Annotated in this window: 25 protein-coding genes; 13 read left to right on the plus strand and 12 right to left on the minus strand. The window is 66.5% G+C overall.

The features are described 5' to 3' along the window. Window positions 1-32: 32 nt before the first annotated feature. The gene (locus tag BWQ92_RS13675; protein WP_083706309.1) at window positions 33-2,129 is read left to right on the plus strand and encodes an Ig-like domain-containing protein; all 2,097 of its coding nucleotides are present in this window, start codon (window positions 33-35) and stop codon (window positions 2,127-2,129) included. Window positions 2,130-2,244: 115 nt separating this feature from the next. Here the strand turns inward: BWQ92_RS13675 and BWQ92_RS13680 are convergent, their stop codons facing one another. Together BWQ92_RS13680 and BWQ92_RS13685 are read right to left on the minus strand one after the other, a co-directional pair. Further along, window positions 2,245-2,775 carry a hypothetical protein gene (locus BWQ92_RS13680; RefSeq protein WP_157365156.1) on the minus strand — a complete coding sequence of 177 codons (531 nt, stop codon included), beginning with the start codon at window positions 2,773-2,775 and terminating at the stop codon, window positions 2,245-2,247. A 323-nt stretch (window positions 2,776-3,098) separates the two neighbouring features. Next, window positions 3,099-3,935 (minus strand): alpha/beta fold hydrolase, encoded by an 837-nt coding sequence (locus tag BWQ92_RS13685; protein WP_076800297.1) that lies wholly within the window; start codon window positions 3,933-3,935, stop codon window positions 3,099-3,101. A gap of 142 nt (window positions 3,936-4,077) precedes the next feature. Between BWQ92_RS13685 and BWQ92_RS13690 the strand changes: the two genes are divergently transcribed. Both BWQ92_RS13690 and BWQ92_RS13695 read left to right on the plus strand, forming a co-directional pair. Next, on the plus strand, window positions 4,078-5,124 hold the full coding sequence (locus BWQ92_RS13690; protein ID WP_076800299.1) for an LLM class flavin-dependent oxidoreductase: 1,047 nt from the start codon (window positions 4,078-4,080) through the stop codon (window positions 5,122-5,124). 83 nt (window positions 5,125-5,207) lie between these two features. After that, window positions 5,208-5,453 carry a hypothetical protein gene (locus tag BWQ92_RS13695; RefSeq protein WP_076800301.1) on the plus strand — a complete coding sequence of 82 codons (246 nt, stop codon included), beginning with the start codon at window positions 5,208-5,210 and terminating at the stop codon, window positions 5,451-5,453. On the opposite strand, the gene BWQ92_RS13700 is transcribed toward BWQ92_RS13695, so the two are convergent. The 3 genes from BWQ92_RS13700 to BWQ92_RS13710 all read right to left on the minus strand — a co-directional run bounded on the left by BWQ92_RS13700 (window position 5,454) and on the right by BWQ92_RS13710 (window position 7,095). Beyond that, window positions 5,454-6,119, minus strand: a complete 666-nt coding sequence (locus BWQ92_RS13700) for a nucleoside/nucleotide kinase family protein (protein WP_076800303.1) — start codon at window positions 6,117-6,119, stop codon at window positions 5,454-5,456. A gap of 66 nt (window positions 6,120-6,185) precedes the next feature. Then, window positions 6,186-6,659 carry a sensor histidine kinase gene (locus tag BWQ92_RS13705; protein WP_076803716.1) on the minus strand — a complete coding sequence of 158 codons (474 nt, stop codon included), beginning with the start codon at window positions 6,657-6,659 and terminating at the stop codon, window positions 6,186-6,188. Between the two features lie 199 nt (window positions 6,660-6,858). Next, window positions 6,859-7,095 (minus strand): hypothetical protein, encoded by a 237-nt coding sequence (locus BWQ92_RS13710; RefSeq protein ID WP_076800305.1) that lies wholly within the window; start codon window positions 7,093-7,095, stop codon window positions 6,859-6,861. 140 nt (window positions 7,096-7,235) lie between these two features. On the opposite strand from BWQ92_RS13710, the gene BWQ92_RS13715 reads away from it, so the two are divergent. Beyond that, the gene (locus BWQ92_RS13715; RefSeq protein ID WP_076800307.1) at window positions 7,236-7,850 is read left to right on the plus strand and encodes a TetR/AcrR family transcriptional regulator; all 615 of its coding nucleotides are present in this window, start codon (window positions 7,236-7,238) and stop codon (window positions 7,848-7,850) included. Between the two features lie 31 nt (window positions 7,851-7,881). Here the strand turns inward: BWQ92_RS13715 and BWQ92_RS13720 are convergent, their stop codons facing one another. Continuing rightward, on the minus strand, window positions 7,882-8,340 hold the full coding sequence (locus BWQ92_RS13720) for a hypothetical protein (protein WP_140416438.1): 459 nt from the start codon (window positions 8,338-8,340) through the stop codon (window positions 7,882-7,884). A 405-nt stretch (window positions 8,341-8,745) separates the two neighbouring features. Between BWQ92_RS13720 and BWQ92_RS13730 the strand changes: the two genes are divergently transcribed. Then, entirely contained in the window at window positions 8,746-9,267 is a 522-nt protein-coding gene (locus BWQ92_RS13730; RefSeq protein ID WP_076800313.1) for an Hsp20/alpha crystallin family protein, read from the plus strand. Between the two features lie 7 nt (window positions 9,268-9,274). On the opposite strand, the gene BWQ92_RS13735 is transcribed toward BWQ92_RS13730, so the two are convergent. Continuing rightward, on the minus strand, window positions 9,275-10,018 hold the full coding sequence (locus tag BWQ92_RS13735; protein ID WP_076800315.1) for a GAF and ANTAR domain-containing protein: 744 nt from the start codon (window positions 10,016-10,018) through the stop codon (window positions 9,275-9,277). Between the two features lie 288 nt (window positions 10,019-10,306). Here BWQ92_RS13735 and BWQ92_RS13740 point away from each other — a divergent pair, with 288 nt between their 5' ends. Then, on the plus strand, window positions 10,307-11,179 hold the full coding sequence (locus BWQ92_RS13740; protein ID WP_076800317.1) for an NAD-dependent epimerase/dehydratase family protein: 873 nt from the start codon (window positions 10,307-10,309) through the stop codon (window positions 11,177-11,179). Window positions 11,180-11,347: 168 nt separating this feature from the next. Here BWQ92_RS13740 and BWQ92_RS13745 read toward each other — a convergent pair whose 3' ends face one another. After that, window positions 11,348-11,545, minus strand: coding sequence for a hypothetical protein (locus BWQ92_RS13745; protein ID WP_076800319.1), 198 nt, complete (start codon window positions 11,543-11,545; stop codon window positions 11,348-11,350). Between the two features lie 102 nt (window positions 11,546-11,647). Then, window positions 11,648-11,902, minus strand: a complete 255-nt coding sequence (locus BWQ92_RS13750; protein WP_076800321.1) for a hypothetical protein — start codon at window positions 11,900-11,902, stop codon at window positions 11,648-11,650. 224 nt (window positions 11,903-12,126) lie between these two features. On the opposite strand from BWQ92_RS13750, the gene BWQ92_RS13755 reads away from it, so the two are divergent. Together BWQ92_RS13755 and BWQ92_RS13760 are read left to right on the plus strand one after the other, a co-directional pair. Continuing rightward, window positions 12,127-12,828: a phosphatase PAP2 family protein gene (locus BWQ92_RS13755; RefSeq protein ID WP_083706462.1), complete on the plus strand. Its 702-nt coding sequence runs from the start codon at window positions 12,127-12,129 to the stop codon at window positions 12,826-12,828. 2 nt (window positions 12,829-12,830) lie between these two features. Then, on the plus strand, window positions 12,831-13,136 hold the full coding sequence (locus BWQ92_RS13760; RefSeq protein WP_076800325.1) for an MmcQ/YjbR family DNA-binding protein: 306 nt from the start codon (window positions 12,831-12,833) through the stop codon (window positions 13,134-13,136). Window positions 13,137-13,139: 3 nt separating this feature from the next. Here the strand turns inward: BWQ92_RS13760 and BWQ92_RS13765 are convergent, their stop codons facing one another. Continuing rightward, window positions 13,140-13,526, minus strand: a complete 387-nt coding sequence (locus BWQ92_RS13765; RefSeq protein WP_157365157.1) for a MerR family transcriptional regulator — start codon at window positions 13,524-13,526, stop codon at window positions 13,140-13,142. 120 nt (window positions 13,527-13,646) lie between these two features. Between BWQ92_RS13765 and BWQ92_RS13770 the strand changes: the two genes are divergently transcribed. The 3 genes from BWQ92_RS13770 to BWQ92_RS13780 all read left to right on the plus strand — a co-directional run bounded on the left by BWQ92_RS13770 (window position 13,647) and on the right by BWQ92_RS13780 (window position 14,953). Continuing rightward, window positions 13,647-14,069, plus strand: a complete 423-nt coding sequence (locus tag BWQ92_RS13770; RefSeq protein ID WP_076803718.1) for an Hsp20/alpha crystallin family protein — start codon at window positions 13,647-13,649, stop codon at window positions 14,067-14,069. A gap of 107 nt (window positions 14,070-14,176) precedes the next feature. Next, window positions 14,177-14,530, plus strand: a complete 354-nt coding sequence (locus tag BWQ92_RS13775; RefSeq protein ID WP_076800327.1) for a J domain-containing protein — start codon at window positions 14,177-14,179, stop codon at window positions 14,528-14,530. A 33-nt stretch (window positions 14,531-14,563) separates the two neighbouring features. Further along, window positions 14,564-14,953, plus strand: coding sequence for a hypothetical protein (locus tag BWQ92_RS13780; protein ID WP_076800329.1), 390 nt, complete (start codon window positions 14,564-14,566; stop codon window positions 14,951-14,953). Here BWQ92_RS13780 and BWQ92_RS13785 read toward each other — a convergent pair whose 3' ends face one another. Further along, on the minus strand, window positions 14,954-16,462 hold the full coding sequence (locus BWQ92_RS13785; RefSeq protein ID WP_076800331.1) for an AAA family ATPase: 1,509 nt from the start codon (window positions 16,460-16,462) through the stop codon (window positions 14,954-14,956). 192 nt (window positions 16,463-16,654) lie between these two features. Here BWQ92_RS13785 and BWQ92_RS13790 point away from each other — a divergent pair, with 192 nt between their 5' ends. Further along, window positions 16,655-17,047, plus strand: a complete 393-nt coding sequence (locus BWQ92_RS13790; protein ID WP_076800333.1) for a VOC family protein — start codon at window positions 16,655-16,657, stop codon at window positions 17,045-17,047. 65 nt (window positions 17,048-17,112) lie between these two features. Next, window positions 17,113-18,681, plus strand: a complete 1,569-nt coding sequence (locus BWQ92_RS13795; RefSeq protein WP_076800335.1) for a GH1 family beta-glucosidase — start codon at window positions 17,113-17,115, stop codon at window positions 18,679-18,681. Between the two features lie 30 nt (window positions 18,682-18,711). Here the strand turns inward: BWQ92_RS13795 and BWQ92_RS13800 are convergent, their stop codons facing one another. Beyond that, entirely contained in the window at window positions 18,712-19,785 is a 1,074-nt protein-coding gene (locus tag BWQ92_RS13800) for an App1 family protein (protein WP_076800337.1), read from the minus strand. Window positions 19,786-19,822: the final 37 nt, after the last annotated feature.

Here is a 19,822-nt window from a genome sequence, read left to right on the forward strand (position 1 = left end):
CTTCGTCTGTTCTCCGTCCTGCCCTGGCCTCGTTGCTGCTGACGGGCTGCACCGCCGTCTTCACGGGAGTCTCGCCGGGCATTGCCGCCCCAGATGCCCGGGAGGAAACTCCTGCCCGCTACATCGTGCGCTATTCCACCGGGACCGATGTTTCCTCGGCCGTGCGGAGCCTGCGCTCGAAGAACATCGCAGTCGGACGCACCTTCGCCAAAGCCATCCGCGGTGCCGTGGTGACGGCAACGCCGGCGCAGGCGGCGGAACTGAAGCGTTCGGCGGGTGTGTCCGCCGTCGAACCCGATGCCCGGGTGACGGCCAGCGATACCCAGCAGTCCGCAACGTGGGGGCTGGACCGCATTGACCAGCGGTCGCTGCCACTGTCCGGGACCTACACCTCGGCGTCCTCCGGCGCCGGCGTGAGCGCCTACGTGATTGACTCCGGCGTGCTGTCTGCGCACGCGGAGTTTGGCGGCCGCGCTGCCTCCGGATGGACCGCAATTTCCGACGGGCTGGGCACCGGCGACTGCAACGGCCACGGCACCCACGTTGCCGGCACCATCGCGGGAAAGACCTACGGCGTGGCCAAGGCGGCCACCGTCATCCCCGTCCGCGTGCTGGACTGCAGCGGCTCGGGCTACAACTCCGGTGTGATTGCCGGGCTGGAGTGGGTCGCCTCCCACCACCAGGCCGGAACCCCGGCCGTGGCCAACCTGAGCCTCGGCAGCACCGCCAGCGCCATGGTGGACGCCGCGGTGCAGGGCATCATCAACGACGGCGTCACCGCAGTGGTTGCCGCCGGCAACTCGGCCACCGATGCCTGCAACAGTTCCCCGGCCCGCCTTGCCGGCGCGCTGACCGTTGCCGCCAGCGACTCCACGGACAAACAGGCCACGTTCTCCAACTACGGAAGCTGCGTCGACCTGTACGCTCCGGGTGTCAGTATCAGGTCCGCCTCCCCGGCCGCGACCACCGCGACAGCCCTGATGAGCGGCACCTCGATGGCCTCTCCGCATGTGGCGGGCGCGGCAGCCGTGATGCTGTCCCGCTCGCCGGGGCTGCCGCCGGCGGACGTGGCGTCGACGCTGCTGTCCGCCGCCACCGCCGGCAAGGTTTCCGCCGCCACCGCGGGAACGCCCAACCGCCTGCTGTACGCCGACCCTGCCGCGGCGGCCCTTGCCGCGCCGGCCGTGACGGCACTCAGCCCGGCGGCGAATGCCTCCGGCGCCGCCGTTGCAGCCAACGTCACCGCCACCTTCGGCACCACCGTCCAGGGCGTGGACGACTCCACCTTTGTCCTTCGGAACGCCGCCGGAACAACCGTCCCGGCTGTGGTCAGCTACGACGCCGCCACGCGTAAGGCAACGCTGAACCCTGAGGGCCTCCTGGCCGCATCCCAGAAGTACACCGCCACACTGACCGGCGGAGCCTCGGCCATCCGTGACGCCGCAGGCACCCCCTTCGTGACGGGCAGCTGGTCCTTCACCACGGCCGCGGCCCCGACGGTCAGCGCCCGCACGCCCGGCGCGAACGCCACTGCCGTTTCCGCCGGAAGCAACGTCACGGCCACCTTCAGCACGGCGGTGCAGGGCATCAACGGCAGCAGCTTCGTGCTGCGCGGCCCGGGCGGCACCCTCGTTCCGGCGGCCGTCACCTACAGCGCCACCACCCGGACCGCCACCCTGGACCCCGCGGCCAACCTCGCCAACGATGCCAAGTACACGGTCACCCTGACAGGCGGAGCCGCGGCCATCCGCGACACTGCAGGCACCCCGCTGGCCACCGCCAGCTGGACGTTCACCACCGGTCCTGCCCCTGCCATCACCGCCATGACACCGCGTCCCGGCGCCACGCTGGTGCGGCGCGCCAACAACATTGCCGTGACTTTCAGTGAGGCCATCCAAGGCGCCGGCACCGCCACGGTCAGGCTGAAGAACACCGCCACCGGCGCCAGCGTGACCGCCACTGTTTCCCGCTACGGCACCACGAACCAGTGGATCCTGAACCCCTCGGCCAACCTGGCCGCGCGGACCAGCTACACGGTGAGCGTGACCGGAGGCGCCACGGCGGTCCGCGACCTGGCGGGCAACCCGCTGAAATCAGCCAGCTGGACGTTCACTACCGGCTCGCTCTGAGTGACCGGAAGACCTGGGCACAGCAAAACAGAGGACGACGCCGGCACCCAAGTGCCGCCGTCGTCCTCTGTTTCAGTTAGTTAGATGAAGGGCCGGCCCGAAACGCCTGGCCGTGTCAGTACTTGCGGCCGAAATCGACCGTCCCATCGGCGCTGTCTTTCTTGGTTACGGTGTGGGACTTCTTGCCGTCCTTGTCCTTGAAGCTGATCTTGACGACGTGGTACACCTTCTCCTCGCCACCCTTGCGGCCAGTGTCCTTGACCTCAGCCTTGGTGTGCTTGGTGACCTTGTCCTTGACGTTCTCAATCTTGCCGTGGCGGTCCTTGATCAGGACCCACTTGCCGTGCTTCTTCTGGAAGATCCAGTGGTCAAACTTCACATCGGTCTTCTTGTCGCACCAGACTTTGAACTCGAACTTTACGTCCACGGACTTCTTTGTGTACTTGCCGTAGTTCACTTTCTCATCTACGGTCTTGGCCTTGACCCAGCACTCGATCTTTTTGTCCGGCTTATTGTCGTAGGCTGCAGCCGACGCCGGTCCGGCGACCGCCAGGGAACCCCCTATAAGGCTCAGGGATGCTGCGGATACCAGTGCGAGTCGGGCTGCCACAGGGCGCCGCTGCCGTGATGGCATGGTAGTTGTCATTGTTTCTCCCGCGAGGTGTGTTCGGGCATCGCTGGCCGATCACGTGACGCGTGGAGACCTATCAACCACTTCTGCCCGCTTTTATGATCGTCCACCCGGACTGGCCGGGTGGCCCTGAATCCGGAACCGCGTTGAAGGCAACTGCCCGGGTCCGGTGTTCAAATTTTACTCCCAGAAGTGGGTGTCAACCCTTATTTACCGGAACTGTCAACCAATGGCGGTTGTTTCACAGGCAGCGGTCGGGGTTTCACAGACAGGGGCTGGGTGTGTAAAGGCGGCTGGCGGCGGGACCGTCCGCCGCCAGCTGTCCTCCCATCCGCGGGCTACTTGCGCAGGAAGGCCAGCAGGGCCTCGTTGACCTCTGCTCCGTGGGTCCAGAGCAGGCCGTGCGGGGCGCCGTCGATCTCCACGTAGTCAGCCTCCGGGAGCGCCTTGCTGAACTCGCGGCCAGTGGCGTCAATGGGCAGGATGTTGTCAGCCGTGCCGTGCACGATCAGCGCCGGGACATCGATCTTCGGAATGTCGGAGCGGAAGTCGGTGATCCACGTGGGCTGGGCGGCCACAGAGGCAAAGGCGCCTGAGCTCGCGGCGAGGTTCCAGCTGGCCCGGACGGACTCCTCGCTGAGCCGCGGCGTGCCCAGGAAGGTCTCGCTGTTGTAGAAGTTCTTGAAGAACTCCGTGAAGAAGGCGTAGCGGTCCCCTTTGACGGCCTCGGCCAGGCCGTCAAAGACGGACTGCGGCACGCCCGTCGGGTTGTCGTCGGTCTGCAGCAGGTAGGGTTCCAGGGAACCGAGGAAAGCGGCCTTGGCCACGCGGGCAGACCCGAACGTGGAGAGATACCGCGCCACTTCGCCGGTTCCCATCGAGAAGCCCACCAGCACCGCGTCGTTGAGGTCCAGGGTGGTCAGGACCGTGTTGAGGTCGGCGGCGAACGTGTCGTAGTCGTATCCGACGGTGGGCTTGCTGGACTTGCCGAAGCCGCGGCGGTCGTAGGTGATGACGCGGTAGCCGGCGTCCAGCAGGGCGGCCGTCTGCTTCTCCCAGGAGGATCCGTCCAGGGGATAGCCGTGGATGAGGACAACAGCCTGTCCGGTTCCGTGGTCTTCGTAGTAGAGCTCGATGTCGGTGCTGTTTTCCTGTCCAACGGTGATGAAAGCCATGTCAGCATTCCCTTCGGTCTCGTGAGAACGGACGTCCTCAAGCGGTGCTACCAACCTATCGGCATCACGGAGAGGAGCGCGCGGCCTGTCACAGTGCGTAGCCTGCAGGAATGGCAGCGGCTGCGGGGGTGTTGAGCAGGGCATGAAACGAATTGGCTTCCTGTCCTTCGGCCACTGGGGCCCGGTGCAGGGTTCCCGCACCCGGACCGCCCGCGACGCGCTGCTGCAGGGGATCGAACTGGCCGTGGCCGCGGAGGAACTGGGCATCGACGGCGCGTTTTTCCGCGTGCACCATTTCGCCCGCCAGCAGGCCGCGCCGTTCCCGCTGCTCGCGGCTGCCGCGGCGCGCACCAGCCGCATTGAACTCGGCACCGGGGTCATCGACATGCGCTACGAGAATCCGCTGTATATGGCCGAGGAGGCAGCGGCCACGGATCTCATCAGCGGCGGCCGGCTCCAGCTTGGCATCAGCCGCGGTTCACCCGAGCCTGCCCGCAACGGCGCCGCCGCCTTCGGCTATGTGCCGCGGGAGGGCGAAACGGATGCCGACATGGCGCGCCGCCACGCCGAGGAGTTCCGGCGGGCCATCGCCGGCGCCGGCGTGGTGCAGGCGGATCCGCGCTACGCCGGCGGGGCCACCGGGCTGCTGCCTGTCCAGCCCCGCTCGGAGGGGCTGCCCGAACGGATCTGGTGGGGAGCCGGCACCCGGAAGACGGCGGTCTGGGCTGCCGAGCAGGGGATGAACCTCATGAGCTCAACCCTGCTGACCGAAGATACCGGGGTGCCGTTCCATGAACTGCAGGCCGAACAGATCGCCATGTTCCGTGCGGCATGGGCAGCGGCCGGCCACGGCCGTGAACCGCGGGTCTCGGTCAGCCGCAGCGTCCTGCCGCTGGCTGACGACGAGGACCGGCAGTACTTCGGTCTGAGCGCCCTCCGCGAGGGCCGGGACCAGGTTGGCGCCTTGGACGGCACCCTGGCCCGCTTCGGCAAGAGCTACGTCGGTGAGCCGGACGTCATCGCCGCGGAGCTCGCCGCTGATACTGCCGTACAGGCCGCGGACACACTCCTGCTCACGGTCCCCAACCAGCTCGGTGTTGAGTACAACGCCAAACTCCTGGGGACCATCGCCCGGCACGTTGCCCCCGCCCTGGGCTGGACGCCGCAGCAGGTGCGGGAACGGGCGTGACTGCGGCGGTCCTAGTCGCCGCGGTTCCGTTCTCTGTGCCTAGACTGGGACGTGACCGGCATTTCCCAGTGAAAGGCAGTGGCATGACTGACAGCAAGCGCAACGCGCACGAGCCCAGCGACCTTCGGGGCCCTGGCGACCCGGACGCCGTCGAGCAGGAGCAGCCCCAGCCCGAGGCCGGGACGGCGCACAACATCCGCGAGGAACAGATGACACAGCCGGGTGGGACGGTGCCCGCCAGCTATGTGGGCAGCGGAGCGCCGGAGGGCGGACCCAAACCGGAAGAAGCCGCGGACGAATCCGGCATGTGGGATGCCGGGGACAGGTAGCTAAAACCAGGGGATAACCCTGCTGGCACGGGAACGCGTGGCTTCGATCAGGCGGGCATTGGCTGCGTCCGGCCCGTTGGCCCACGCCTCGGCCGCCGCCCGGTCCATGCCGTAGAACATGTGCCGTTCCACGAGGCGGGCAAGGCGCACGTCATGCGGTGTGTCGATGAACCACACCTCGTCCAGCTGTGCCCGCACCTGCTGCCAGCGGGGATCCTCATTGAGCAGGTAGTTTCCCTCGGTGATGATGACGGGGACGGTGGCCGGGATGGCAAGCGATGCGGCAACGGGCTCATCGATTGTCCGCCGGAAGTCCGGCGCATACACCACATCCTCGTCCCGCCGCGCAAGCCGCTGCAGGAGCGAGAGGTAGCCGCCGACGTCGAACGTGTCCGGCGCGCCCTTGCGCTGCCGCAGCGGAGTGCCGTCAATGATGGCGTTGCCCAGGTGGAAGCCGTCCATGGGGACAACGAGGGCGGAACCCGTGCCGAGGGCGTCTGCCAGGCAGGCCGAGAAGGTGGACTTGCCGGACCCGGGGGAACCGGCAACGCCCAGCAGAAACCGCCGGCGGGACGTCAGCCTGCTGCGCAGTTCGGCCACTGCCTGCTGGATTTCCACGGACTCGAAGGCCCGGACAGCCGGAGGCTCAACGTTCGGAAGGGTCATGCACAGCATCCTAGGCGAGGGGGCGCGGACTGTGCTCCGATGCGCCGGGATTCAGCCGTGGGGACCTCAGTCCAGCGGAATGGTGATGGTGACGGCCGTGCCGGTGCCCGGAGCCGAGATGATATCCACGGTCCCGCCTGCCTCCTCGACAGCCTGTGAAATCGTCCTGAGTCCGTGGCCGGTGACTTCTCCTGCCGCGGGCAGAGCCGATTCGAAGCCGGCGCCGTTATCGGCGACCATGAGGCGGATCCCGTGGAAGACTGCGGCAAGCCGGACCGTGACGTCCGTGGCGTGCGCATGCTTGAACGTGTTGCTCAGCGCTTCCTGCGCGGACTGGTAGAGCAGGGAGGCGCAACCGGACGAGATCTCCACCCCGTGGCGGGGCGTCTCCCAGCGGACGCAGGTGCCTTGGCGCCGCAACGGGACTGTGAGCCTGTCGATGCACCCGGCGAGCCCCAGCCGGTGAAAGTCCACGGGCCGGCTGTCGGTGATGACGCCGCCGATTTCGACGACTTCCTCGAGAGTTGCTGACTGGTTCATGACGCCCCCGCTTCCCTGCGGTCCCTTGTGCATACTGTCCCCGGAAGGATCGCTCCTCCAGGGGCTGACGCTCTAAGGGTGGCGCGGCCCCATCAAACTTGCCGCAGGTTTACCCTTGGATCCACTCAGGTTTCCGCAATATGTTCGGGGGCTACGGGGCTACGGGGCTACGAGCTATGCGGCTCACGGGGCCAGGCGGCTACGGAGCGAGCATCCAGGGCTGCAACGACTGCTGCGGATATGTCGCAGCGTCGGCCGCGTCGAGGACTTCCAGCGCCGTCATGTGCGCTGCGGCTGCGACCTCGCGGATCGGCTTGCCGTGGGTTACTGCCGCCGCGACTGCGTGCTGCAGGGTTTCCGCCGCGGGATCGTGCTCTACTGCTGCGGATTCCAGCGTCGCCACGGCCTCTTCCACGGCGCGAATGTCGTCGTCCATCTGTGCCCTCCAGTTTCTGCCCCATTGCAGTGACACCAACGCCCGGGAGCCGCAACTGCCCCAAGACGAAGTGTCATGTTCCTAAAACAATAAGACAGACAGGTCTGTCTCTGCCAGTGCCAAGGTACACTGAATTTCTGATGAGTGCTCCTGATGCAACCGGGGATGCCTTGCTGCCTGAAGAGGTGCGGACCGGCCATAGTGAACCAGTGGACCGGATCCTCGCCACCGCCTACGAGCTTTTTTCCCACCGCGGGGTCCGCGACGTCGGCATCAATGAGCTGATCGAGCGCTCTGGAGTGGCCAAGTCCACGTTTTACCGCCACTTCCCGTCCAAGGACGCGCTGGTCCTGGCATTCCTCGCACTGCGCGACCAGGTATGGACCGTGGACCTGATCGTCTCCGAGGCCAGGCGCAGGGGAACCACCCCCGAAGGGCGGCTGCTGGCCATCTTCGATGTCTTTGGCGACTGGTTCCAGCGGGACGACTTCGAGGCATGCACGTTCATCAACGTCCTGCTCGAGATGGGCCCCGGGCATCCGCTGGGTGAGGCCAGCATCGGCTACCTCGCCAGAATCCGCGGCCACATCCAGGCGCTTGCCGAGGAGGCGGGGCTGGAACACACTGATGAATTCGCCCGCTCCTGGCACATTCTGATGAAGGGTTCCATCATTTCCGCGACGGAAGGCGACTTCCTCGCTTCCAAGCGGGCGCAGCAGATGGCCGGCTGGCTGATCGAGCACCACAGGAGCTGACAGCGCTCCTGACCCGCCGCCGTCGTCCTTGCTAATCAATCCGCAGCAGGTTCCGCAGCGGAGCCGGCACCCACTTCGCCCTTGGTCCGTCCTTTAGGTTCCCGCCTTCGTTTGCGCCGTCACTGGGTCCGGCCGTGAAGTAGTCTCCGCCCGCCGGGAGGTAATCCTCGGCCGGGAGGTTGCCGGGGCCCGTTGCCGGCGGGAGGCAGGCATTCTCACTCAGGTGGCACAGCAGTGCCTGCTCAGGGGACCCCGGATGCGAGGCCAGGTGCTGCAGCAGCCGGTGCCGGGATTCCGACCGGACATCGGTGGTGGCGAGGATGTCCAGGATGAGTTCGATGACCTGGGCGCGCATCACTGTCCTGTCGATCGACCTCAGCGAGTCGCTGCAGAAGATCTCCAATGCTTCCGCCTCATCCTGGGCGCATCCCGGGCCGGTGGCAGTCTTCAGCCATTCGGGTTCACCAGGGGTGGGGACACTAGCGTCCATCGGGACCTCCGTGACGGTTCGCGTTTTCCGCCGGGAAAACGGCTTTGGCTGAAGGCATGCTTCTTTGCATGGTGCCAATGTGCGGCAGTGCTCCTGTGAAAAGCTCGGCGCGTGGACCCCTCGATGGGCCGTTCCGGGTGGAAACGGGGGGACCCATGATGCGAAAAGGCCTCTTCCTGCCTGTTTTGGGAGGAATTCCCCGGGAAGGTCCCGGCTTTTCATAAGGAAACTCTCGGGAATCCTGCGGCCGGCTTTGCCCTTGCCGGAGCTGTTCCGCCACCCGCGGTTGGCTTCCAACGCCGCCTTAACAAGCGTTGCGCAAGGGCGTAGCTTTGTTGGTGTTGGGACCCGTACCGGTCCTTCGCATCCTGCAATGGGGCCGGAAGCTGACAGGAGGTAACAGCGATGACCAACATTTTCAGGCGTGCCGGGGTGGACATCCCCGAACCGTTCCGCCGTTTCCTGGAGGGGGACATGGACGCCTGGCTCCGGGTGGAGGAATACCGCGAGGCCGGCTCCCTGGTGGTAAAGGCCGAAGCGGCGGGGATTGATCCAGACAATGATGTCGACATCACCCTGGCGGGCAGCCAGCTGCAGATCACCGTGCGGCGTGAGGAAAAAACGGAGCACAGGGAGAAGGAAGGTTACCGCTCGGAGTTCCGCTACGGCTCGTTTTCGCGGACCGTAAACCTTCCCGCCGCCGTGAACCAGGACGACATCCGGGCGTCGTACAACGACGGCGTTCTTGAGGTGCGCATTCCGCTGCCCGAGGAGCCTGCTGCCGGAGGCCGGAAAGTCCGGGTGTCCCGCGGTGCTGAAGCAGGCGGCGCCGAAACCCGCGGCACCGGAACCGGCGCGGCGGGAACCGGCGGGCCGTCACGGACCATGGGGGAGGATTCCGAAGGCCAGAGCTTTGGCGGACCCTAGCTGCCGGTCAGCCCTCGTAGTGGGTCTTTGCCGGGCCCTGGCCAAGGGAGTCGACGATTGACGTTGCCACGCTGTGCAGCTTGATGTTGCGGGTACTCGACGCTGCCTTGAGCAGGTCGAAGGCTTCTTCCTGGCTGCACCTGTTCTGCGCCATGATCACGCCGACGGCGACGTCGATGACGGTCCGGGTTTCCAGTGTGGCCTTGAGGTTTGCCGCCGCGTCGCTGTAGTGGGCGAAGCGCACGGCAAGCCTCAGTGCCATCGAAGTCTGGTTGACGAAGTCCTGGGCGAGTTCCAGGACGCGGCCTTCAAAGCGGCCCGGCCGGTGCGAGTAGAGGTTCAGGGCGGCCCGGGTCTCGCCCTCGAGGACGAACGGAATGGCGAGGATGGAACGGACGCCCTGTCCTAGGACCTTCTCGGCGTAGCTGGGCCAGCGGTCGTGGTTCTCGAGGTCCGTGATGTGGATGGTGACCTGGTCGCGCGACGCCGTCATGCAGGGCCCGTCGCCGAAGTCATACTGAATCTCGTCCATGGCCTGTGCCTCAGGGCTGCTGCTGGCCACGGTGGCCGCCTTCCGGTGCCGCAGCAGGGTCACGCCGCACAGAACCTCGTCCCCGGGTTCAGAGAGACTGCGCGCAGAAATCCGGGCAAGCTCGTGGAGGAATTCACCCACGTCGGAGCTGGTGAGCACCAGCTCGTTAAGGTGCTCGGTGATGGAGGCTTCAGGTTTTGCGGTCGACTCGCTGGCCACGATCTTTCGGTACCGTTTCGCTAGGGTCAAGACGAACCGGCGGGCGCGGTGCAGGTACCCCGTGGCGGGGGCGCATGGCAGCGAGCAAGGTGCCGGATCGAACAACAATCCAACGGCCTTCTGCTAAACCGTACCGAGAAAATATACACCAGTTCGTGCACGCAATATGACCGCTGTTGCGGCCCGGGCCCTAGGCTGAGGGAAGGTGCCCGGCAGCGGAAGCAGCCAGGACCATGGAACACTGCCGCCCGGGCGAGGGCCGGCAAACCAACGGGAGGAAATGCCGCAATGAGAATTGCCGTAACGGGAGGCAGCGGAAAGCTCGGGCAGAACGTGGTCCGCAGGCTGGTGGCGGACGGGCACTCGGTCCTCAACCTGGACCGCACCGGCAGCCGGAGCCCACACTTTGCCGCCGTCGATCTGCGCAATTACGGGCAGGTGGTGGATGTCATCCTCGGCCTGGACGACCGGCACCAGGGCTTCGACGCCGTCGTCCATCTGGGTGCCATCCCGGCTCCCGGCCTGGTGCCTGACGCCGCCACGTTCGAAAACAACATGCTGTCCACGTACAACGTGTTCCAGGCGGCCCGCAGGGCCGGCATCAAGAAAATCGTGTACGCCTCCAGTGAGACGGTGCTGGGACTGCCGTTCGACGTCGATCCTCCCTATATCCCGGTGGATGAGGAATATCCCGCGCGCCCGGAGAGCACCTACTCGCTGGTGAAGCATCTTGAGGAGCAGATGGCCATCCAGATGACGCGCTGGGACCAGGAGCTGAGCATCACCGGCCTCCGCTTCTCCAATGTCATGGACCCGGAGGACTACGAGGAGTTCCCGTCCTTCGACTCGGACGCCGCGCTGCGAAAGTGGAATCTCTGGGGCTACATCGATGCCCGCGACGGCGCCCAGGCAGTGGCGCGTGCCCTCGAATACCGCACGCCGGGCTTCGAGGCCTTCATCATCGCCAACGACGACACGGTCATGAGCCGCTCCAGTGCCAGCCTTGCAGCGGAGGTGTTCCCCCGGGTGAAGGTGACGAAGGAACTGGGCGAGCACGAAACCCTGCTGTCCATCGACAAGGCCAAGCGCCTCCTCGGCTACGCGCCCGAACACAGCTGGCGGACCTACCACTCCAACCGGACGACGCCCACGGAGGACTGAGCGCCGAGCCCGGGCTGAGCGCGAACGTACACTTGTGGCCCTTGGGAAGCGCTTCCCAAGGGCCCCAAGTGTACGTTCGCGCTTGACCCTGGACGCTGTCCTGGACGGGGAGGACGCGCGCGTGAATCAGGCAATGCGCCGTTAGGCGAAGCGGCAGGAGGGCCTTTGCTACTTGGAAGGCTGGGGCACTTCGCAGGTCAGCTTGGGGTTGGCGCCCATGTAGTTCAGCGGTCCGGCGGCGATGGTGATCGCCACGGTTCCGGCCTCCGTGCAGGAGTCCGGGGAACCGCCGAAGTAGCCGCGCTGGAATGCGGCAAAAACGCCGATGATGAGCCAGATGACCACAAGCAGTCCGATGATCCTCACGGCAGCCTCCGTAGCCCCGTTGCCACTTGAATGTGTGACCAATTATCCACCGCGTCCGTCATTCAGGACAGGGCTACCGGAACGGGTCTATCGGTTTTGCGCCTAACTGGGCTCAGTGGTGTCTACGGGAGTTTCCTCGACGTCCGGGGTCTCCTCCGCCGTGGCGATCTGGTCATCGGTGGGTGTGCCGGTCTGCGTGCCGCCTGGGGCGCCATTCCTGCCCTCCTCCGGTTCGAACGTGTTCGGCTCACCCGCACCCACCGCGACGCCGGTGCCGGAATCCGGAACGCCGTCCCCCTGCGTCTGCGGTGACGTTCCGCTGTTCTGGTCTTCCTGGCCGGTTCCTTCAGTGCTCATGTCGTCTCCTGAGACCTCGTGGGCTGGAAGTTTTACCGTAACAGCGGGGGAGGACATCCGTAAGGGGTCCGGGTTCCTGCCGCCCGGCGCCGAACAGGGATAACCTTCAGTTCTAGACACTTTCCCTCAGCGCACAGGCGGTCTTTCAGGTGGCAGATGAATCAGTGAGCAAACAGGGACGGTGGCGGGTTTTCCACGACAAGTTCGTGGTGGAAGAACGCTACATGGAACCCGGCGCGAGAAAAGCGCTCTACGTGACGGCGATCGTGCTCGCTGTGGTGGGGGCCGCCGTATTCTTTGTGACGCTGTCCGGCGTCCTGGAACGTGACGGCCTGGCCAGCGCCGACGATGCGGCGCAGCGCTGGCTCCTGACCACGCGCTCGGAGGTCCTGACCGTCGTCATGATTGTCCTCGCCGTCATCTTCGGCCCCGTGGCGCTGCCCATCATCGTCCTTGTGGTCACGGTGGCGTGGGGCATCCTGGCCAAGCATGCCTGGCGGCCCATTCTGCTGGCGTCGGCAATGCTGACAGGCGTGGGTCTGGCCCAGCTAGTCGGCAGGACCGTGGGGCGGGAACGCCCTCCCGTGGACCAGATGCTGTTCGGTGCCGACCACACTTTTTCTTTTCCGTCCGGTCACGTGCTGGGCGCCTCGGACTTCCTGCTGGTCACCACGTTCCTGGTCTTTTCCCGCCACCGGAAGCCCAAGGCCGCGGTCATAGCCTTTGCCTGCGCCATTATCGGCATCGTCCTGTCCGCGATCAGCCGGCTGTACCTCGGCTACCACTGGGTGAGCGACTCCGTGGCATCCGTTGCCCTCTCGCTGGTGGTCCTCGGCGCGGTGATCGCAGTGGACACCTGGCGCACCGCCCGGATACCCGGGGAAGAGGTTACGGGGGAGCTGTCGAAGGCGGACACCCAGGACTAGGCATGGCCACTGAAGCCGATGTCCGCAGGTTGTGCCTTGCCCTGCCGGGCGTGACTGAGCGCGCCAGCTGGAACCAGCCGGCCTGGTTCGCCAGGACCCTGATGGCCCGGATCTGGGAACCGGGCGTGCTTACGGTCAAGACAGCAGAGCGCGAGGCTCTCGCCGGAACGGATCCGGACACCTACTTCTGGACGCCGCACCATGAGCGGTCACCCCGGCTGGTCCTGGTCCGGCTTTCCAGGGTCGACGGCGGCCGGCTCGCCGAACTGCTCGAAGATTCCTTCCTGCTGGCCGGCGGGCGGCTATAGCCCTCAGGCTTCGCCGTCCTGGCTGGCAGACCCTGCTGGCAGGTCGCCGTCGTCGGTGCCAGCTCCACTGCCGGTGCCGGCTTCAGTCCCGCGGGCGCGGGCGCGCTTGAGCTGCCGCCGCAGCCGGGCATTGTCCATTTCCAGTTCGAGCACCTTCGCCACGCCAGCGAGGTTGAGCCCCTCGTCCAGGAGCTCGGCGATGCGCCGGAGGACCGCCAGGTCGGCTTCGCTGTACTGGCGGGTGCCGCCCTCCGTCCTTTCCGGGGTCAGCAGTCCGCGGCGCTCATAGAGCCGGATGTTCTGCTGGCCCGTTCCCACCAGCTCCGCCACCACGGAAATCGCGTAAAGCCCGCGCCCGGCGCTGTCCCGGTTGCCCATATGGTTCCCCATCCAGATTTCCTGATTTTCCTCTTGCACCAGTTTGGCACCGGTGCTATAAAAAATCTATATCCACCACCATAGGTAAACACGGTGGATAGCCAACCTACATGCTGAAGGGAGTGGGAAATGATGCTAATCCGTACTGACCCGTTCCGTGAGCTGGACCGGCTCACACAGCAGGTCTTCGGAACAGCAGCCCGTCCGGCAGCCATGCCGATGGACGCGTGGCAGGAAGACGGGGAGTTTGTGGTGGCCTTTGACCTGCCCGGAGTTTCACCGGACGCCGTGGATCTGAACGTTGAAAGGAACGTCCTGACTGTCCGGGCCGAACGCCGTGACGCCACCCAGCCCAACGTCGAACTGGTGGTGTCCGAGCGGCCGCGCGGCGTCTTCAGCCGCCAGCTCATTCTCGGTGACACCCTGGACGCAGACAACATCAAGGCCAGCTACGACCTTGGCGTCCTGACGCTACGGATTCCGGTTGCCGAGCAGGCAAAGCCACGGAAGATCGAGATCGAAAGCAAGGGCCAGCTGCACCAGATCGAAACGTAGCCGGCCGCCGTGCAGGCAGGGGCGGCCTGCGGTTTCCAGCCGGATTCCGCCAGGCCGCCCAGCCGCGCCCATCAACAAAAGTTCCTTCCAACTGCCAGGCTTCAGTCATGACCAGCCCCTCACCGGACTACTATGCGGTGCTGCAGGTTCCGCAGGCGGCGTCGCAGCAGGAAATCGCCCGCGCCTACCGCACCCAAATGCGCCGCCACCATCCGGATGTTGCCAGCGGTGAAGGGGTGCCGGCCGAACTGCAGCTCGTCATGCAGGCCTTCGCCGTGCTCCGGGACCCGAAACGCCGTGCGGCCTACGACCGGGAGGTCCTTGCCGCCGCTGCACGTGAACCTGCCGGCGCCCAACCATCCGCCAGCAAAGCACAGGACATTCCCGTCCACGTGGTCCGCCACCGGGAGCCGCCGCTGCGCGTCACACCAGTCCGGTGGGAGAGCGGGCCGTGGGCCTGAACCCGATCCGTATGCCAGAGGAGAACCACAGCCATGAGCGATTGGCGCCGCTATGACTCCCACCTGATCCCGGCCTTCCATGAGCGCTTCGAACAGCGCTGGGGCAAGGGAACAGCGCCGTTCCTGGATCCCGAGGCCCACGAGGAGCCGATGCCCCGCGCGCAGTGGATCAACCCCGCCACCGGTGCCGCCCTGGCCGTGGTGCCCGTCTGGTCGGACGACGACCAGCAGCACCGCTCCTTCGGGGTGTTCTATCTGCCGCCGTCGGGGGATATCTGGGTGCTTCGCCCAGGCCTCACCCAGTTCCTGGAGCCGGGCGCGGGCGGCTCCGCCAACCTGGTGGCCCTGCGGAACGATGCCTTCCGCAAGGCCGTGTCCCACGCCAACGAATTCCTCTTCGGCCCGCCGCCACTGGTGGATTGATTAACCCGGTCCGGCGAAGCCTGTGGACCCCGGTCCGAAGGGACCGGGTCCGGGGAATCCCGGTCCGGGAAAACCGTGCCCGCCAAACCCGGCCCCGGGCAGGCCCGGGCCGCCCAACCCGTCCCCGCCGCCGGCGGGGCCGCTGCCCAGCAGGCTCCTGGTGAGGGTCTCGCCGTCGGCCATCAGTTCTTCCACCGCCCCGAGCAGGTAGCTGTCCGACACAGCTGAACCGTCCAGGGCGGCACGCACAACGGCCCGGCGGACCAGTTCACGCGCGAAGGAGGCCGTCGTTCCCTCGGTGCGGGCGGCCGCGTCCCGGACGGCACCAGGGCTGAACGGAATGCCGCGTGCATACAGGGTCACCAGCCCGATGCGTTCGTCCAGCGCCGGCAGCGGAATGTCCACGGCCAGATCCACACGGCCGGGCCGCTGGGCGAGGGCCCGCTCGAGCATGTCCACCCGGTTGGTGGTAAGGATGAACGCGACGTCGGCGTCATGGTCCAGGCCGTCCATGGCGTCGAGCACCTCGAACAGCAGCGGCTGCGGCCCGTGCCCGAAGCTCCGGTCCTCGGCAATCAGGTCGCAGTCCTCAAGCACAACGATCGACGGCTGCAGTGCCCGGGCCATGGCGGCAGCCTCGGAGATCCTGGCCAGTGACCCTCCGGACAGCAGGATCGCCGTGATGCCGGTACTCTGGCTCAGCAGGTACCGCACGGTGTGGGTCTTGCCGGTGCCCGGCCGGCCGTACAGCAGGATGCCGCGCTTGAGGTGCTGGCCGTACTCGTTCAGCGACTCCCGGTGCGCGGCGATGCCCAGGGCGTGATCGGCCACTTTCCGGAGCAGCCCCTGGGGAAGGATGACGTCGGAGGCGGCGAGCCCCGGCCGGGCATGGAAGGTGACTCCGCCGGTGCTGGGCCCGTACTCGCCCATGACCAGGGAGATGACCTGGCCTTTCAGCACGCTGCCGCGCTGCATCCGCCGGCGGAACTCGGCCAGGAAGTCCGCGGTGTTCTTCGCCTCGGAAGCCAGGACCTCGAGGCATGCCGTTTGCCGCCCGTACCGCGGCGCCGCGTCCCGCTGGAGGACAGCAACCGGGCGGCCTTCGTGCCTGAACAGCCACAGGCCCAGCGCCACGGCCTGCCGCTGTTCGTCCGGGCCCACAGCGAGGTTGATGTAGTCGGGCTGGGACAACGGAAACTGCGGGAAAAACTGGGACTGCTGCAGCATGTCGCTCAGCGACTGGTGATGGCGCTGGTCTCCGCCGCCGATGCCCACAAGCCGGAACTGATCATCCTCAGCGGCGAGTTCGGCCATCAGGATGTCCGCGTCCACGAACCGGTGCGCGGGCACCTCCTCCACCACCACCGCGAGCGATTCGGCCGGCACCTCCAGATGGTCCGTGATCGTTGTCACCAGCTGCCTTCCGGCCTTCACCCGGTGCTGTCCGGACTGCGCGATCTGAACCAGCTGCGCGAAATCATCGATGAACTTCCCCAATTTTTCATCCATGCCGCAGACCCTACCAGCGGCGGTCAACACCTGGCGGAGGATGGTGCCCGGCGGGCAGGCGCGGCGACGCCCGGCTCCCCTTCCCGGCCCCTCGTCAGCGAGCCCGGCCTGTGCCATTCTGGGAGATACCGCAGTCCCGGAAGGTGCAGGAGTACGGCGGCGCAAGGACCTGAGCTGCTGAAGGAGAAGGCCATGTTTGTGCCCAGGGGTTCGTTTTCCAGCTTCAGCGTCGATGACGTGGCACGGGCGAGGGAGTTCTACGGGCAGACACTGGGCCTGGCGGTATCCGACGGCGCGATGGGCACGCTGGAGCTGTCCATGCCGGAAGGCCACAGGATTTTCGTTTATCCCAAGGACAACCATGAGCCCGCCACCTTCACCGTGCTGAACCTCGTGGTGGACGACGTCGAGGCGGCCGTTGACGAGCTCAACGCGGCTGGCGTCCGGACCAAGATCTACGACGATGCCGACCTGCCCACGGACGCGAAGGGAATCGCCCGCGGGATGGGGCCGGATATCGCGTGGTTCAAGGACCCGGCCGGGAATGTGATTTCTGTGATTAATCCGGGCAGCCCGGCGCCCTGAGCGGTAGACTCCGGCAATCTGAAGTTTCGGTTACCAGCCGTTCACAACGTCACAGAGGTCCAGCGATGCATCCTTCCGCCAAAGAATTGGCCGCCATGGTCCCGACCGGTTTCACCCTCGGGGTGGCTACAGCCGCGTTCCAGATTGAGGGGGCGCTCGATGAGGACGGCCGCGGACCTGCCGGCTGGGACGTCTTTGCCGCCAAGCCCGGGACGATCGTGGACGGCCACAGCCCCGCCGTGGCGTGCGACCACTACCACCGCATGCCGCAGGACGTGGCCCTTATGAAGGAACTCGGCATCGATTCCTACCGGTTCTCACTGGCGTGGCCGCGGATCCAGCCCGATGGCCGGGGACCGGTGAACCGGGCCGGCCTGGACTTCTACGACCGGCTGCTGGACGAGCTGCTGGCCAACGGGATTTCCCCGATGGTTACGCTCTACCACTGGGACACGCCGCTGGCCCTCGATGAGGACGGCGGCTGGCTTAACCGGGACACCGCCTACCGGCTGGGGGAGTTCGCCGCCATCGCCGCGGCCGCGTACGGGGACCGGGTGGCCCGCTGGGTGACCATCAATGAGCCCGCCACCGTGACCACGAACGGCTACGCCCTGGGCCTGCACTCCCCGGGGAAGGCCGACTTCGCCAACGGCCTGCCCACCGTGCACCACCAGCTGCTGGGCCACGGCCTTGCCCTGCAGGCACTGCGCGCGGCCAAGGTGCCTGGCGAAATCGGCATGACCAACGTGTACTCGCCCGTGGTGCCCAACTCCGGCAACCCCCTCGACTGGATCAGTGCCGGCGCCATGGATGTGGCTCAGAACCGGCTTTACGCGGACCCGGTGCTTACCGGGAAATACCCGGACCTGATCCGCCTCGGGAAGTTCTTCTCCTCCTTCGACCACCCGGATGAGGACATGGCCGTCATCTGCCAGCCGCTGGATTTCTACGGCATGAACTACTACATGCCCACCCGAGTGGCTGCCGGCGGCGGCGACAGCCCGGTGCCGGCGGCCATGGCGGAGGCGATGGGGGATGACCTCAAGGACGCCACGCCCGGTGCGCCGCTGCATATTGAACCGTGGCCGGACACCGAAACCACCGCCTACGGCTGGCCCGTGAAGCCGGAGTACATGGCCGTGGCGCTCAAGGAAATGGCCGAACGGTACCCGAACCTTCCGCCGGTGATCATCACGGAGGGCGGGGCGAGCTTCGAGGACGTCAAGGTCCGCGACAAGTCCACCAACCGGACCTTCATCCCCGACGAGCGGCGGCTCCGCTACCTGTCCGACCACCTCGGCACCGCCCTCCGCGCCACGGCCCCCGGCGGCGAGGCGGAGAAGATCGACCTGCGCGGCTATTACGTCTGGTCCCTGATGGACAACTTCGAATGGTCGGGCGGCTACAAGCAGCCGTTCGGCCTGGTCCACGTGGACTTCGAGACGCAGGAGCGCACGCCGAAAGCCTCCTTCTACTGGTTCCAGGAACTCCAGGAGGAACGGAAGCTGGCCGCCTCGGCGGATGCCGCCGTCGCGGCTGCGGCGGCCGCGCCGGAGGGTGCCGTAACTGATGGCATGCTGACAGACATAGGGATGTCCGACGGCGGAATGCCCGACGGCGGGCCTGTCACCTAAGGCGGCCTGTCACCTAAGCAGCTTGGCCGCCTAAAGCAGTTCGAGCTCCCTGAGCTGCCGGGCTATGCCCGCCCCGTCAGGGGAGTAGATCCAGGGCACCGTCGAGGCGCTGTGGTCCCCGTCCTCAGAATGGCCGCCGGCGAAGACTGCCTCACTCACGGACAGCTGCCGGATGGCGATGGCCGCCACCTTGTCCGCGTTGTGCTGGGTGAACTGTGAGTAGATCTGCTCGTCGTGCTGGCCGTTGTCGCCGATCAGGAGCCAGCGCATGTGCGGAAACTCCGCCGCCAGCCGCTCCAGGTTGCGGCGTTTGTGTTCCTGCCCGCTGCGGAACCAGCGGTCCTGGGTCAGGCCCCAGTCCGTGAGCAGCAGCGGGCCGGCCGGGTACATGTTCCGGGTGAGGAAGCGTGCGAGGGTAGGCGCCGCGTTCCACGGGCCGGTCGAGAGGTAGATGACGGGCGCGTCGGGGTGTTCAACAGTCAGCCGGTCCAGCAGCACGGCCATGCCCGGGGTGGCCATCCTGGCCCGCTCGCTCAGCACAAAGGTGTTCCAGAGGGCCAGGAAGGGCCGGGGCAGTGCCGTCACCATAACCGTGTCGTCGATGTCGGAGACGATGCCGAACTTGGTGTCAGGGGAGATTACAAAGATGCTGGCTTCCGCCGGTTCGGTGCCCGCCGAGCGGAGTATGGCCGTGTGCCAGCCGGGGGAGAGGGACACCGGAATGTCGATGTCCACAAGTCCGCCACGGTCGGCCTTCACCTTCGTGACGGTCCCGGCGATCTCGATCTCCACCTCTGAACGTGGAATGGGAACGCTGGTGAACGCGCGCCAGCCACGCACATTCTGGGTGCCGTTCCGGGCGGCATGGTCGGCACGGCTGCCCGGCACGGGCTTGCTGGCCAGCACTACCCGGCCCAGGACGCGGACCCACTCCGTGGAGCCGTACCCCTGGTAGGCGATCGTCTTCGGTTCGAACTTCCAGCGGCGGGCGAGCTTGAGGCGCGACGTATTGATCGCGTCCGAGAGCCGGTGGGCCAGGCGGAAGACCCGGGTCCCTGACAAACTCGTCCCTGCCAGCGGTGATTCCTGTGACGGCATGTCCATGGCTTCACTCTGCCACAGGGCGGCAGCCCATGGGCTG

It is taken from the genome of Arthrobacter sp. QXT-31, assembly GCF_001969265.1.
Classification (GTDB): domain Bacteria; phylum Actinomycetota; class Actinomycetes; order Actinomycetales; family Micrococcaceae; genus Arthrobacter.